At 69.2% G+C, this 15,015-nt stretch carries 11 protein-coding genes; 7 read left to right on the top strand and 4 right to left on the bottom strand.

The features are described 5' to 3' along the window. The 7 genes from VJR25_RS10600 to VJR25_RS10570 form a co-directional block, all read left to right on the top strand. On the top strand, positions 1-2,205 hold a 2,205-nt coding region (locus VJR25_RS10600; RefSeq protein ID WP_324114940.1), incomplete at its 5' end, for an RICIN domain-containing protein. Between the two features lie 172 nt (positions 2,206-2,377). Further along, positions 2,378-3,379, top strand: coding sequence for a LacI family DNA-binding transcriptional regulator (locus VJR25_RS10595; protein WP_324114939.1), 1,002 nt, complete (start codon positions 2,378-2,380; stop codon positions 3,377-3,379). Between the two features lie 106 nt (positions 3,380-3,485). After that, entirely contained in the window at positions 3,486-4,739 is a 1,254-nt protein-coding gene (locus tag VJR25_RS10590; RefSeq protein ID WP_324114938.1) for a sugar ABC transporter substrate-binding protein, read from the top strand. Positions 4,740-4,770: 31 nt separating this feature from the next. Continuing rightward, positions 4,771-5,742, top strand: a complete 972-nt coding sequence (locus VJR25_RS10585) for a sugar ABC transporter permease (RefSeq protein WP_324114937.1) — start codon at positions 4,771-4,773, stop codon at positions 5,740-5,742. A gap of 1 nt (position 5,743) precedes the next feature. Beyond that, positions 5,744-6,559, top strand: coding sequence for a carbohydrate ABC transporter permease (locus VJR25_RS10580; RefSeq protein ID WP_324114936.1), 816 nt, complete (start codon positions 5,744-5,746; stop codon positions 6,557-6,559). 53 nt (positions 6,560-6,612) lie between these two features. Then, positions 6,613-8,337 (top strand): amylo-alpha-1,6-glucosidase, encoded by a 1,725-nt coding sequence (locus tag VJR25_RS10575; protein WP_324114935.1) that lies wholly within the window; start codon positions 6,613-6,615, stop codon positions 8,335-8,337. A gap of 62 nt (positions 8,338-8,399) precedes the next feature. Then, the gene (locus VJR25_RS10570) at positions 8,400-10,307 is read left to right on the top strand and encodes a glycoside hydrolase family 127 protein (protein WP_324114934.1); all 1,908 of its coding nucleotides are present in this window, start codon (positions 8,400-8,402) and stop codon (positions 10,305-10,307) included. Between the two features lie 4 nt (positions 10,308-10,311). On the opposite strand, the gene VJR25_RS10565 is transcribed toward VJR25_RS10570, so the two are convergent. The 4 genes from VJR25_RS10565 to VJR25_RS10550 form a co-directional block, all read right to left on the bottom strand. Then, positions 10,312-11,550 (bottom strand): D-arabinono-1,4-lactone oxidase, encoded by a 1,239-nt coding sequence (locus VJR25_RS10565; RefSeq protein ID WP_324114933.1) that lies wholly within the window; start codon positions 11,548-11,550, stop codon positions 10,312-10,314. A 105-nt stretch (positions 11,551-11,655) separates the two neighbouring features. Further along, positions 11,656-13,161, bottom strand: a complete 1,506-nt coding sequence (locus tag VJR25_RS10560; protein WP_324114932.1) for an alpha-N-arabinofuranosidase — start codon at positions 13,159-13,161, stop codon at positions 11,656-11,658. 52 nt (positions 13,162-13,213) lie between these two features. Beyond that, positions 13,214-14,131, bottom strand: a complete 918-nt coding sequence (locus VJR25_RS10555) for a carbohydrate ABC transporter permease (protein ID WP_324114931.1) — start codon at positions 14,129-14,131, stop codon at positions 13,214-13,216. Continuing rightward, positions 14,128-15,015 (bottom strand): sugar ABC transporter permease (locus VJR25_RS10550; protein ID WP_324114930.1); only part of this gene is annotated, 888 nt, incomplete at its 5' end. The genes VJR25_RS10555 and VJR25_RS10550, both read right to left, overlap by 4 nt.

Raw genomic sequence — 15,015 nt, 5'->3', positions numbered from 1 at the left:
GGCTCGCAGCTGCCGAACGGTGAGCCGTCGCCGGCAGGGGATGCTCTCGCCGTCGCCTCCGAGGCGGCGAACGCGGGCGCGAAGGTCGTCGTGCGGATGCCGGACTGGTACCCGAACTTCCCGTACCGATGGGTGAGCTGGAGCGACTGGCTGAACGCGGTCGACACGCAGGTCGAGGCGGTGCAGGCATCCGGCGCGACGAACATCGCCGCGTACGCCCTGTGGAACGAGCCGGACTGGACGTGGAACTCGAAGGCCGCGGGCAGCTTCGAGGACTTCTGGACGCGCACGTACCGCGAGGTGCGATCGCTGGATGCCACGACCCCGATCCAGGGCCCGAGCTTCTCGGACAACATCAGCGACATGCAGAACTTCCTGCAGAACGCCGTCGCGACGAACACGGTGCCCGACATCCTGGCCTGGCACGAGCTGGAGACGCCCGCCAAGATCGCGGGGGATGTCGCGAAGGTCGAGGCCATGGAGAAGAGCCTCGGCATCTCGCCGCGCCCGATCGACATCGAAGAGTATGCGACGCCGTCGGAGGTCGGCATCCCCGGTTCCCTGGTCCAGTACATCTCGAAATTCGAGCGGCTCGGCGTGCAGAACGCCGAGCTCGCCTTCTGGAACCACTACGGCACGCTCGGCGACCTGCTCACCGACACAGGCGGCGCCCCGAACGGCGCGTATTGGCTCTACGAGTGGTACGGCGGCATGAACGGCAGCATGGTGACCACCACGCCGCCGACCGGGTCGAACCTCGACGGCGCCGCGTCGGTGCCGAAGAACCAGAAGAAGGTCGACGTGATCGCGGGCGGCGGCTCGGGCGCCACGGCGGTCACGATCGACGGGCTGAACTCGCTCGCGCTCGGCAGCGACGTCGACGTGCGACTCGAGTACACGCCGACGCACGGCCGCACGACGGCGGTCGACGGGCCGATCACGGTGTCGAACACCGAATACACCGTCGGCGCAGATGGCTCCATCACCGTGCCGATCGTGATGAATCCGGCTTACGGATACCACCTGGTCGTCACGCCGGCGCACCATGCGACGAGCCTCGCCGGCACCTACACGATCACCAACGTCAACAGCGGACTCGGACTCGACACCGCGAACTCCGGAACGGCGCAGGGCACCACCGCCGACCAGGCCACGGTCACGGGAAGCGCCACGCAGACGTGGAACGTCATCGACGCGGGTGCGGGCCTCTACAAGATCCAGAATGCGGCGAGCGGCCTGCTGCTCGGTGTGCAGGACGAATCGACGCGCAACGGCGCCGCCGCCCTCGTCTGGGGCGACAACGGCTCCGGCGACCACCTCTGGCAGTTCGTACCGGACGGCGACGGCCACTACCGCATCGAGAACGACGGCACCGGCACGGTGCTCGCCGTCAGCGGCATGAGCACGGCGAACGGAGCGTCCGTCGTGCAGTGGACCGACGGGGCACCGACCACGTGCACACCGGACGGACCGCGTCCCGCCGGTGTGATCGGCAGCGCGCTCGATTTCTGCGGAACGAGCTCGTACGTGCGGATGCCGGACGGCATCGCGAGCGGCCTCGCCGGCGACTACACGGTCTCGGGCTGGGTGGATCCCGCCGCCGATGCGACGTGGTCTCGGCTGTTCGACATCGGCTCCGGCACGGGCGACTACATGTTCCTCACCGTGAGCAACGGCACCAATGTCCGCTTCGCCATCACGGCGAACGGGCCCGGCGCCGAGCAGCAGATCAACGGCACCGCTCCCCTGCCGGTGAACCAGTGGTCGCTGGTCACCGTGACCGTCTCGGGCACCACCGGCACGCTGTACGTCAACGGCAAGGTCGTGGGCACGAACCCGAACATGACCCTGCATCCCGCATCCCTCGGCGCGACGACGAACGACTACCTCGGCAAGTCGCAGTATGCGGACCCGGCGTTGAACGCGAAGATCGACGACTTCAACATGTACGACCGTGCGCTCAGCGCGGCCGAGGTCGCGACCCTCGCCGCGGGCGCCGCGGGCGCGGGCGACGTGGTGCACTACACGTTCGACGACCCCGCCGGCACGGCGGTCCACGACTCGTCGGGCAACGCGCGCGACGCGAGCCTCGTGGTCGCCTCGTCGGCGTCATCGACCATCGCGACCGACGCTGCCACGGCGGACCATTTCTGGACGCTGCACGCCGTCGCGGCACCGGACGGCATGGCCGGGCCGACACCGTGACGATGCGCGGATGACACCCGCCTCCCGGGGCGCTGCAAGGCGCCCCGGGAGGCATCCGGAATCCACGCACAGATCCCTTGACCATCCGCCGATCGGGCTGTTATCGTCAATCGAACCGATTCGACGAATACAGTTCGAAGACACGCACTCACCGCCGAGCAGAGGAGGACCGATGGCGACCATCCACGACGTGGCCAAACGCGCCGGCGTTTCGCGCAGCACGGTCTCCTACGCCCTTTCCGGCAAGCGCACGATCTCCCGAGAGACGCGGGAGCGCATCGAAGAGGCCATCCGCGACCTCGGCTTCACCCCGAACGCGGGCGCCCGGGCCCTGAAGACGTCGCAGACGCTCGTCATCGGCCTGTTCGTGCACTTCTTCGAGGACGAGTTCTCGCCCGCCATGCTCCAGTACGTGCTCCCGATCTCGGATGCCGCGCGCGAAGCCGGCTACGACATCCTGATGGTCACCGAGACCGACGGGCCGAAGGCGCTGAAGCGTCTGTCGAGCTCGGAGATGGTGGACGGCGTCATCCTGCTCAACGTCGCACACGAGGATGCGCGACTGCCGGTGATGCGCTCGATCCGTCAGCCGGGCTCGATGGTGGGTCTCCCCAAGGACACCGACGGCTTCGACGTATTCGACCTCGACTGGGACGAGTCGGGGCGCGTGCTCGTCGACCACCTCGCCGCCCTCGGTCACACCGACATCGTGCTCGTGACGCCGCGTGAGGATGTCGCCGCACGCGGCGGCGCCTATTCCTGGCGACTGAAGAACGCCGCGCTCGAGCGCGCCGCCGAGCACGGCATGCGCGTGCATCTGTTCCACGGCGAGACCCAGCAGCCCGCCGTCAACGAGCAGCTCGGCGCGATCCTCGACGCGAAGCTCGGCACCGCGATGATCGTGCACAACGACGCCGTCATCGCCGCCCTGCCGTCCGTGCTGCACGCGCGCGGCGTGAAGGTGCCCGACGACCTGTCGGTGGTCGGCATCTTCTCCGAGGAGTTCGGGCGGCTGTTCAACCTCCCCTACACCGCCGTCGAGACGTCTCCCGAGCAGCTCGGCCGCCGTGCCGTGCGCGCCCTCGTACAGCGCATGACCAACCCGGAGTACGCGGACCCGCACCGGGTCGAGCTCATCGCTCCCGAGATCGTCGATCGGGGCAGCACGAGGTGAGCCCCCGTTCGCAGCCTCGCCTTCTTCGCACCCGTTAATCGAATCGATTCGACTTCACCCTCACACCCCAACCCGACAACCCGGCATCATTCAGAGAGGAATACCCATGCAGGCATCACGAAAGGCGCGCGCCATCGGAGTCGCGCTTCTCACCGCAGGCGTCGCTGCGACGGCGCTCACCGGCTGCTCGAGCACGGGCGGCAGCGCCTCCGGCTCGACCCCGTCCGGCAGCTACACGTTCTGGGACCCGTACCCGCAGTACGACGCGACATCAGCCTGGGGCAAGCTCGTCGCACAGTGCGGCTCCCAGGCGGGCGTCACCGTCAAACGCACCGGCTACGACACCACCGACCTCACCAACAAGGCGCTCCTCGCCGGGCAACAGGGCAACTCCCCCGACGTCCTCCTGGTCGACAACCCGGTGGTGTCCACCCTCGCGGACGCCGGCATCCTCACCACCACCGGCGAGAACGGCCTGTCCACCGGCGCGATCGCCCAGAACATCCTCGGCGCGGGCGTCGTGGACGGCAAGACCTACGGGGTGCCCATCGGCGCGAACACGCTCGCGCTCTACTACAACCCGAAGGTGCTCAAGGCCGCGGGCGTCGACCCGACGTCCGTCACCGACTGGACGTCCCTCACCGCCGCACTCGCCAAGGTGAAGGCGGCCGGCAAGAAGGGCATCACGTTCTCCGGCATCAACACCGAGGAGGGATCCTTCCAGTTCCTGCCGTGGTTCTGGGGTGCCGGCGCCGACCTGACGAAGCTCGACTCGCCGCAGGCCGTGCAGGCGCTCACGCTGTGGACCGACTGGATCAAGAAGGGCTACGCCCCCAACTCGGTGATCCAGAACACCCAGACCACGAGCTGGCAGGAGTTCCAGACGGGCGACTTCGCGTTCAGCGAGAACGGCACCTGGCAGAAGGCCGCGGCCGCGCAGATGGGGGCCGGCGTCATCACGATCCCGGCGGCCACCGGAGGCGCCGCCCCGGTGCCCACGGGCGGGGAGTTCTTCACCCTCCCGGTGCAGAAGGACACCGCACGCTACAAGACGACCGCGAAGATCGTGGAATGCCTCTCGCAGGGCGACAACATCGTCACGACCGACAACACCCTGAACTACGTCGTCGCCAGCCAGACCGGCCAGCAGGCGCAGCTCAAGGCCGACCCCACCCTGAAGACGTGGGTCGACGCCGCCGGGGTGGCGAAGGCGCGCACCGGCGACAACCTCGGCATCAAGTACCCGGTGATCTCGCAGCAGCTCTGGACCGCCGTGCAGAAGGCGGAGACCGGTTCGGCCTCGCCGTCCGACGCGCTGAAGGCCGCCCAGCAGGCCGTCGCCGCCAAGCTCACCAAGTAGTCCCCCGTCCGGAAAGGCCGACACGAAAGCCATGACAGTGATCACGTCGCCGACGCGGTCGGCCGGCCACGCGCCGGCGGGAGCAGCTGCGGCTGCTCCCGCCCCGCGGCGGAGCTCGCGGGCCAAGCGCCGCGCCCAGCTCACCGCGTGGGGCTTCGCCGCCCCCGTGGTGGTCTACCTCGCGCTCTTCTACGCGTATCCGCTCTACAAGAACGTCGATCTGAGCCTGCGGCACTACACGGTGCGCTCGTTCATCACCGGCGACGCCCCGTTCGTGGGACTGCAGAACTTCGCCGCCATCATCGGGAATCCCACGTTCTGGCCGTCGATGCTCACCACCGCGATCTTCGTCTTCGTCTCGATCGCGTTCCAGTTCGCGATCGGGCTCGCCCTCGCCGTCTTCTTCTTCAAGAGCTTCCGCCTGAACGGCTTCCTGCGAGCGCTGTTCCTCGTCCCCTGGCTGCTGCCCCTGCTGGTGTCGGCGTCGACGTGGTCGTGGATGTTCAACAGCGACTCGGGCATCGTGAACTCGTTCCTCGAGGCGTTCGGCATCGGTCAGATCAACTGGCTCACCTCCCCGCAGTGGTCGCTGACCGCCGTGCTGGTCGCCAACATCTGGATCGGCATCCCGTTCAACCTGGTCATCATGTACTCGGGGCTGCAGGGCATCTCCCCCGACCTGTACGAGGCGGCATCCCTCGACGGCGCGAACGGCCGGCAGCGCTTCTGGCGGATCACCTTCCCGCTGCTGCGACCGGTCACCACGATCACGCTGCTGCTCGGCTTCGTCTACACCCTCAAGGTCTTCGACATCATCTGGATCATGACGCGCGGCGGCCCGGCCACCTCGTCGACCACGCTCGCGATCTGGTCGTATCAGCTCGGCTTCGGATCGCTGCTTCCCGACTTCAGCTCCGCGGCCACCGTCGGCAACGTGCTGATCATCATCGCCCTGATCTTCGGGCTGTCGTACGCGCGCATGCAGCGCAGGGCGGAGGCCTGACATGAAGCGACGCTCCTGGGGGCTGACCGCCGTCGGCCTCGTCCTCACCGCCGTGATGCTCTTCCCGGTCTACTGGATGGTCAACGTGTCGTTCACGAAGGCCTCGGACATGCGCAAGAGCCCGCCGAACCTGTTCCCGGTCGACGGCACCCTGCACGGCTACACGGTCGTCCTGCAGCAGCAGCTGCCGTTCCTCGGCACGAGCCTGCTCATCGGCCTCGGCACCGTCGCGCTCACGCTGGCACTCGCTGCCCCGGCCGCCTTCGCGCTGGCCAAGCTGCGACCCCGGGGCGGCGGAGTGCTGAGCTTCCTGCTGCTGATCGCCCAGATCATCCCCGCCATCATCATGGCGATGGGCTTCTACACGATCTACGTGCGGCTCGGCATCCTGGATTCGATCTGGGGGCTCATCCTCGCCGACTCGACGCTCGCCGTGCCGTTCGGGGTGCTGATCTTCACGGCGTTCATGGCCGGCATCCCGGACGAACTGCTGCAGGCCGCCCGCATCGACGGCGCGAGCACGTGGCGCACCTTCGTCTCGGTCGTGCTGCCGGTGAGCCGCAACTCCATCGTGACGGTGTCGCTGTTCTCGTTCCTCTGGGCCTGGTCGGACTTCCTGTTCGCCAACACCCTCGACGGGGGCGGCGACCTCAAGCCGATCACCCTCGGCATCTACGCGTACATCGGCAACAACAACCAGGACTGGAACTCGATCATGGCCACGGCCGTCATCGCGTCCGTCCCGGCCGCCGTGCTTCTCGTGCTCGCCCAGCGCTACGTCGCCGCCGGGGTCACCGCGGGCGCCGTCAAAGACTGACGACGCGCACCGCTGCCCTCCTTCTCATCCACGCACCCCTGCGAGGTCCTGCCATGTCTCCGGTCCGTCCGAATCCGACGTTCGACATCGACGACGTCCCCTTCAGCCGACGCGGCTCGTGGCTCGACATCTCGCCGGTGATCGGCCTGCACCGCCGGCATGAGCTCCTGCACCTCGTCTCGCACCAGACCGGTATGCATCCCGTGCTCCGGTTCGTCCCGTCCGCACCTGCGGACGTCATCGCCACCGCCTCCGCCCTCACCTGGGTCGCACCGGCGGGGCGGATCGACGCGACCTTCGAGACCACCGACACCATCCGCATGCGCGGTCGGGGGCTGGGTCTGACGATCGCGGATGCCGCAGAGGTGCTCACTCCGTTCACCGGGGCGTTCTTGTTCCGCGATCCGACCGACGGCGCGGCGGTCTTCACCTCGTACGAGACCGGACGGCGCTACCGCATCACCGTGCTGGAGGGTGCGCAGCGCCTCACCGGTGACCAGCGACTCGGCGCCGGCGACCGCGCGGTGACGGTCGACGGCCCGCAGTGGGAGGTCGTCATCGAGGAGTTCGACGCGGCACGCGCCCCCTACCGGGCGACCGGGAGCTTCGAGGACGCCCGCGCCCTGGTCGAGGCGGACTTCGCACAGTATCTGGATGCCGTGGCCCCGTGGTGGGGCGACGCCGCACCGGCCGCCGCCCTGGCCGCCTACGTGCTCTGGTCGGCCACCGTGGCGCCGCGCGGGTTTGTGAGCCGGGAATCAGTGCTGATGTCGAAGCACTGGATGGACAAGGTCTGGAGCTGGGACCACTGCTTCACGGCCCTCGCCCTCGCCGAGGGCCGGCCCCTGGCCGCATTCGACAACCTGATGATGCCGTTCGACCACCAGGAACCCGGCGGGGCGATCCCGGACTCGGTCGCCCCCTCCGAAGTGCTGTGGAACTACGTGAAGCCGCCGATCCACGGATGGGCGCTGAAGGCTCTGCGCGAACGCACCGACCTGGACCGACGGCAGCTGACGGAGATCCACGGACGGCTTGCGGCGTGGTCGGGATTCTGGCTCGGCCGGCGGGCGCCCGGGCATGCGCTGCCGCACTACCACCACGGGAACGACAGCGGCTGGGACAACTCGACCACGTTCGATCGAGACCGGGTGATCGAGTCGCCGGACCTGGCGGCGCTGCTCGCCGTGCAGCTGCACGTGCTCGCCGATCTCACCGACGAGCTGGGTCTTCCCGGAGGGCAGCAGTGGCGAGATCGCGCCCAGGAGCTCCTCGACGCGCTGCAGGGCGAGCTCTGGCGCGGGACGCGGTTCGTCGGACGCGCAGCGGAGTCCGGCCGGGAGAGCACCGGCACGAGCCTGCTCGGCCTCATCCCCCTGCTGGCGGCCGAACATCTGCGACCGGAGATCGTCGCAGCCCTCGTGGCGGGCATCGGGGCCCATCTGACCGAGTGGGGCCTGGCCACCGAACCCGTGGACAGTACGCAGTACGAACCCGACGGCTACTGGCGCGGACCGATCTGGGCGCCGTCGACCCTGCTGCTCCACGACGGCCTGCGCAGCGCCGGTCGCCACGAGCTCGCCGATGAGGTCAGCGCCAGGTTCCGGCGCCTGTGCGAGCGGTCCGGCTTCGCCGAGAACTTCGATGCGGTGACCGGGGCCGGGCTGCGTGACCGGGCCTACACCTGGACCGCTGCCGTCTACCTGATCCTCGCCGCGCAGGCGGCGCGCGCGACGGCATCCGACACCGTCCCGCAGTCGGCCGCAGCCGTTTCCTGACCGGCACCGCCCCGCGCGCAGTCCACCCACACAATCGACGACGAGAGAATCCGAGGTTCCCGATGCACCCCCTCCTCACCGGCCTCACCGGCGGCCCGGTCCGGCCCAGCCGCAGCCTGCTGCGCCCGCTCGGCACCGACGAGATCAGCATCACCGGCGGATTCTGGGCCCACAAGCAGAGGGTGAACTCCGAGGCCACCCTGGCCCACTGCGAGGAGTGGATGGAGCGGATCGGCTGGATCGGCAACTTCGACCGAGCGGCATCCGGCACCATCGCCGGCCACCACGCCGGCATCGAATTCGTCGACTCCGAGGTCTACAAACTGCTCGAGGCGATGGCGTGGGAGCTCGGACGCGAGCCGGATGCCGCGCTCGAGGCCCGCTACACCGCATTGGTCGCGCGCGTTGCGGCCGCGCAGGAGGACGACGGGTATCTGCACACCAGCTTCGGTCGCCCGGGGCAGCCGGAGCGGTACTCCAACCTCGAGTTCGGGCACGAGCTGTACTGCTTCGGCCACCTGTTCCAGGCCGCCGTGGCGCGCCTGCGCACCGGGTACGACGACCTGCTGCCGCAGGTGGCCCGGCGCCTCGCAGACCATGTGCACGCCGAGTTCGGTCCGTCCAGACGGGCGGCCGTGTGCGGACACCCGGAGATCGAGATGGGTCTCGTCGAGCTCGCTCGGATCACCGGCGATTCCCGCCACCTCGAGCAGGCGAGGCTCTTCATCGAGCGTCGCGGCCACGGGACGCTGAGCGCGAGCAGCTTCGGACCGTTCGGCGACGAGTACTTCCAGGACGACGTGCCGGTGCGCGAGACCGACACCATGCGCGGCCACGCCGTCCGAGCGCTCTATCTCGCCGCGGGCGCCCTCGACGTCGCCGACGAGACCGGTGACTCCGTGTTGGAGGATGCCGTCGCACGGCAGTGGGCCAACGCCGTCGCGCGGCGCACCTACCTCACCGGCGGCGCCGGGTCGCACCACCAGGACGAGGCGTACGGCGACGACTTCGAGCTTCCGCCGGATCGCGCGTACGCCGAGACCTGCGCGGGGATCGCATCCGTCATGCTCAGCTGGAGGCTGCTGCTCGCCACCGGCGCCGAGCAGTACGCGGACCTCGTCGAGCGCACGCTGCTGAACAACGTGCTGGCGTCGCCGCGCGAGGACGGCCGCGCCTTCTTCTACACGAACACGCTGCACCAGCGCACACCCGGAGCCGTACCCAGCGAGCACGAACTCTCGCACCGCGCCGAGTCGAGCCTGCGGGCCCCGTGGTTCGAGGTGTCCTGCTGCCCGACCAATGTGGCGCGCACCCTCGCGAGTGTCGGGCTGTACTTCGCAACCGCCACCGGGGCGGGCATTCAGCTGCACCAGTACGGCGACTACCGGATCGACACCGCGCTCGATGCCGGACGCATCCGCCTGCAGGTGCGAAGCGGCTACCCGCTCGACGGCGCCGTGGAGGTGGTCGTCCTCGAGGCGCCGGCGACCGAGGTCGACCTGCGTCTGCGGGTGCCGGCGTGGGCGGCGGGGGCGGCATCCCTCTCGGAGCAGCCGCACCTCGATGCGGGCACGCACCTGGAGGTGCGGCGCGTGCTGCGTGCGGGCGAGGTCATCCGGCTGGACCTGCCGATGCAGCCGCGCGTGACGTGGCCGGACCGGCGGATCGACGCGATCCGCGGGGACTTCGCCGTCGAGGCGGGTCCGCTGGTGATGGTGCTCGAGTCCGCCGATCTGCCGGACGGCTGGAGCGTCAACGAGGTCGAGGCGGATGCCGCCTCCCTGGTCGCCGGCCCCGACGGCCCGCAGATCACCGTCACGCGTCGCGCGGACGCGGACGCCGCCTGGCCGTACGCACCGGACCGGGCACGGCCCGCGCTCCAGCACCACACGGCACGGCTGACCCCGTATCACGCGTGGGCGAACCGCGGCCCGTCCACGATGCGCGTATGGATCCCGCAGGCAGAGTGACCGGCTACAGCCCCAGCACGCGCCGGGTGTAGTCGTTGCGGAACCGGCCCGCCGGGTCGAGCTCGCGCACGAGCGCGGCCGCCTCGGCGAACTGCGGGTAGAGGCCGCCGATTTCGGTCATGGCGAACCACTTGCCCCAGTGCGGGCGCGGTGCGAACGGCGCGAGCGCCGCCTCGATCTCGGGCAGCAGAGCTGCGACCTCGGTCGGCTGCCGCCGCCACGTGAAGTGGATCGCCAGCGAGGTGCGTCGGTAGGCGGTGCTCAGCCACAGCTCGTCGGCCGCGACGGTGCGCAGTTCGGTGATGAGCAGCAGCGGGTCGATGCGATCGGCGAGCGCGCGCACGGCGGCGAGCGCCGCAGAGGCATCCTCGATGTCGACGAAGTACTCGGTCTGGATCTCCTCGCCCTGGGCCGACGGCTGCCGGTCGAACCGGAAGTGCGGCAGCCGCGCGTGCCAGGCGCCGGGCTCGCCCTGCACCGTCACGTTGTCGGTGTCCTCGCCGACGATCGCCCTCTGCCCGCTCGCGCGGGTCCCTCCGCGCCAGGTCGCGGGCAGGTCGCCGTGCTCGCCATCGGCGAGGCGGGTCTTCCGCCACACCTGCACGGTGTCCGCACCCCACAACCCGAACACGCTGACGCTGTAGCCGGCGCCGAAGACGCCGATGGGATCGGCGAGCACCTCGGACCACGGCACGTCGAGGTAGACGTCCTGCCGCACCCGGTAGCGCGGCTGGACGGCGAGGGTGACGTGCGTGACGACGCCGAGCATCCCGAGGTGCACGACGGCCCCCGGCAGGCGCGGATCTGCGCGATCGAGATGCAGCACACCACCGTCCGCGGTGACGAGGTCGAGCCCGACGACCGATGTCGACAGGTTGCCGTTGCCGAGCCCCGAGCCATGGGTCGCGGTGGCCGTCGCCCCGCCGACGGAGATGTGCGGCAGCGATCCCATGTTCGCGAGCGCCCACCCGCGGGCGTCGATGGCCTCGGCGATGCGCGCGAACGGCAGCTGGGCGGCCACCCGGACGGTGGCGGCAATCTCGTCCAGCTCGATGTCGGCGGGCATGTCGGCGAGCGAGACCAGCGCCGCACTCTCGCCGAGGTCGTTGAACGAGTGGAATGTGCCGACCGCGCGGATGCGGTCACTGGACGCCACGGTCCGTCGCACGTCGTCGAGGGTGCGCGGGCGTGCGACCTCGGTCGCCGAGAACGTCCAGGTGGACGCCCAGTTGGTCAGAGACACGGGTCCTCCTCAGCAGTGGGGCCGCGCAGCGCGCGGATCCCCAGATTAGTGCGCGCATCCCGGGCCGCGCGGAGGGGCTTCCCGCGCGGCCCGGGGTGGCCGCCGTCAGGCCAGGGCGATGGCGGTCCACGACACGGGCGGCAGGGTGACGGTCACGGTGCCGTGCGCGATCGCGGCGGAATCGTTGGGCACGAGGCCCACACGGGTCTGGTCGGTCATCGTGTTCTTCGCGTACGGGTCGGCGTCCGCCAGGGTCACAGCCTCCGCGACGCGGGATGCCCCGAGGCAGGCGGCATCCACCGTCACCTCGAGCGGCTCGGACGTCGAGCGGTTCACCAGGAACACCGCCCCGGTGCCGGTCGTCTCGTCGAAGGTGGCGAGCGCGTCGAGCACCGGCGCCGCGCCGTGCACAGCGGTCTCGTACGTGTCCGAGGTGACGTGGGTGCGCAGCGCGGAGCCCTGCGCCAGGCGGCTCGTGACCGAGAACGGGAAGAACGTGGTCTGGCGCCAGGCGTCCCCGCCGGGCTCGGTCATGATCGGGGCGATCACGTTGACGAGCTGCGCGAGGGATGCCGCCGTGACGCGATCGCAGTTGCGGATCAGGGTCATGAGCAGATCGCCGAGCACGACGGCATCCGCCACGGAGTAGACGTCCTCGAGCTGACGCGGTGCGACGCGCCACTCGTCGTTGACCTCGTCGGAGGCCTGGTGCTCGTCGAGGTACCAGATGTTCCACTCGTCGAACGAGAGCTGGATGCGCTTCTTGGACTTGCGCTTGTCGCCGACGTGGTCGGCCGTGGCGACGACCGTGTCGATGAAGTACTGCATGTCGAGGGCGGATGCCAGGAACGATCCGAGGTCGCCGCCGCGTTCCTGGTAGTACGCGTGACACGACACGTAGTCGACGTGGTCGTACGCGTGCTCGAGCACCACGCGCTCCCACTCGCCGAAGGTCGGCATGCCCGACCCGCTCGAGCCGCACACCACGAGCTCGAGGTCCTTGTCCGCCATCTTCATGGCGGCCGCGGTGCGGGCGGCCAGCTTTCCGTAGTCGTCGGCGGTCATGTAGCCGGTCTGCCAGGGGCCGTCCATCTCGTTGCCGAGGCACCACATGCGGATGTCGTGCGGCTCCGGTGCCCCGTTGGCGATGCGCTGGTCGCTGAGCGCGGTGCCCGACGGGTGGTTCGCGTACTCGAGCAGGTCGAGGGCCTCCTGGATGCCACGGGTGCCGAGGTTCACCGCCAGCATCAGCTCGGAACCCGTGAGCTTCAGCCAGCGGCTGAACTCGTCGAGGCCGACCTGGTTGGTCTCCAGCGAGTGCCAGGCGAGGTCGCGGCGCACCGGACGCTTCTCGCGCGGGCCGACGCTGTCCTCCCACCGGAACCCCGACACGAAGTTGCCGCCGGGGTATCGGATGGTCGTCGACCCGAGCTCCTTCACGAGGTCGACGACGTCCCCGCGGAAGCCGTCGGCATCCGCCGTGGGATGCCCCGGCTCGTAGATCCCGTCGTAGACGCAGCGGCCGAGATGCTCGACGAACGAGCCGAACAGGCGTCGGTTGATCGGGGCGATGACGGCTCGGGGATCGAGCGCGACGTGTGCGGTGGGCATGGTGCTCCTCGGTGTGGGGAATGGGGGAAGTGCGGTGGATTCCGGCGTCGGGCTACTTGACGCTGCCGAGCGACAGACCGCCCTGCCAGTACTTCTGCAGAGTGAGGAACGACACGATCAGCGGCACGATCGAGATGAGCGCACCGGTGATGACGAGGTTCCACAGGGACTGGCCGCCGGTGTTGACCTGCGCCTGCGCCTGCAGGGCGCCGAGGCCGACGGTGATCGGGTACAGGTTTGGGTTGGAGAACATCACCAGCGGCAGGAAGAAGTTGTTCCAGGTGCCGACGATGCCGAGCAGCAGCACGGTGATCACGGCCGGGCGCATGAGCGGCACGGCGACCTGCGCGAAGATGCGGATCTCGCCGGCCCCGTCCATGCGGGCCGCGTCGATCATCTCCGCCGGGATCGCGTCGTCGGTGTAGACCTTCATCAGATACACCGCGAACGGGTTGAGCATCGAGGGCAGGATGACGGCCCACGGCGTGTTGGTGAGATGCGCGCTGCTCATCATGACGAACAACGGAATGGCCAGCACCGTGGCGGGCACCATGACCGAGCCGAGCACGATCGCGAAGAACGCCTGGCGGCCACGGAATCCATACATCGAGAACCCGTAGCCAGCGAGCACCGCCAGCACGGTGGCGCCGATGCCGCCGGCCAGGGCATAGGCGAACGAGTTGCCGAGCCAGCGCCAGTAGATGCCGCCGGAGTAGGTGAACAGCGCCGCGATATTCGCGAAGAGGTCGAAGTGGCTGCCGAACCACAGCGGGCTCGACTTGCCGTCGAAGAGCGCCTGCTGGCTTTTGGTGCTCGCCACGATCAGCCACCAGAACGGCAGCGCGAAGTACACCATGAATGCGACGAGGACGACATGGGTCACGACGCGCGGGCGCCGGCGCGGGATGAACCGTGCGCGCGCGGAGGCCGATCCGGTCACCGTCGCGACGGTGTCGAGGGTGGCGGTCATTTCATCATTCCGTTCCGCTTGCGGGTCGCGAACATGAACAGGTACGACCCGACGAAGACGACGGCACCCAGGGCGAACGCGATGGCGGAGCCGTAGTTGAACTGCTGGTATCCGAACGCGACGGTGTACGCGTAGATGTTCGGCGTGTAGTGCGAGGTGATCGAGCCGGATGCCATCCCGCGCAGCATCTGCGGCTCGTTGAAGAACTGCAGCGTGCCGATGAGGGCGAACACGAGGATGAGCATCAGGGCCGACGAGACGAGCGGCACCTTGATGCGCAGCGCGATCTGGAACGAGTTCGCGCCGTCGACGCGGGCCGCCTCGTAGACCGAGGGGTCGATCCCCTGCAGGGCGGCGTAGATGATGATCATGTAGTAGCCGGCCCACTGCCACGTGACGATGTTCACCAGCGACGAGAACACGCTGCCGTCGGCGAAGAAGTTCGGCGCGGTCAGCCCCAACCAGCCGAAGATCTCCTGCGCGGGGCCGAAGCTGGGGCTGTACAGGAAGCCCCACATGAGCGCTCCGATGACCACCGGCACGGCGTAGGGCACGAAGATCATGAGGCGCGAGAACTTGCCGAAGCGGGTGGTCAGCTCGTCGATCAGCAGCGCCGCGATCATCGCGACGATCATCTGCACCGGGATCATGACGACCGCGAACAGGATGACGCGTCCCACGCCGTCGAGGAACAGCGGGTCGGTGAACGCCTTGGCGTAGTTCGCGAACCACACCCAGGAGGTGCCGCCCGCCAGCGTCGTGTTCTGCAGGCTCATGACGAACGCGTAGACGAGCGGGACGATCAGGAACACCGCGAGGAAGGCGGCGAACGGCGCGGTGAACGCCCAGCCCCACCGGGCGCGCCGGGCCGCGAGCGGGTCGCG

It is taken from the genome of Microbacterium sp., from assembly GCF_035277845.1.
In the GTDB taxonomy this organism is placed as follows: domain Bacteria; phylum Actinomycetota; class Actinomycetes; order Actinomycetales; family Microbacteriaceae; genus Microbacterium.
This window is presented reverse-complemented; position numbering and strand designations above follow the sequence as displayed.

Coding starts and splice junctions, on each gene's coding strand:
- VJR25_RS10570 (WP_324114934.1), top strand. CDS start 8,400: ATGCACCCCCTCCTCACCGGCCTCACCGGCGGCCCGGTCCGGCCCAGC.
- VJR25_RS10580 (WP_324114936.1), top strand. CDS start 5,744: ATGAAGCGACGCTCCTGGGGGCTGACCGCCGTCGGCCTCGTCCTCACC.
- VJR25_RS10595 (WP_324114939.1), top strand. CDS start 2,378: ATGGCGACCATCCACGACGTGGCCAAACGCGCCGGCGTTTCGCGCAGC.
- VJR25_RS10590 (WP_324114938.1), top strand. CDS start 3,486: ATGCAGGCATCACGAAAGGCGCGCGCCATCGGAGTCGCGCTTCTCACC.
- VJR25_RS10585 (WP_324114937.1), top strand. CDS start 4,771: ATGACAGTGATCACGTCGCCGACGCGGTCGGCCGGCCACGCGCCGGCG.
- VJR25_RS10555 (WP_324114931.1), bottom strand. CDS start 14,131: ATGACCGCCACCCTCGACACCGTCGCGACGGTGACCGGATCGGCCTCC.
- VJR25_RS10560 (WP_324114932.1), bottom strand. CDS start 13,161: ATGCCCACCGCACACGTCGCGCTCGATCCCCGAGCCGTCATCGCCCCG.
- VJR25_RS10575 (WP_324114935.1), top strand. CDS start 6,613: ATGTCTCCGGTCCGTCCGAATCCGACGTTCGACATCGACGACGTCCCC.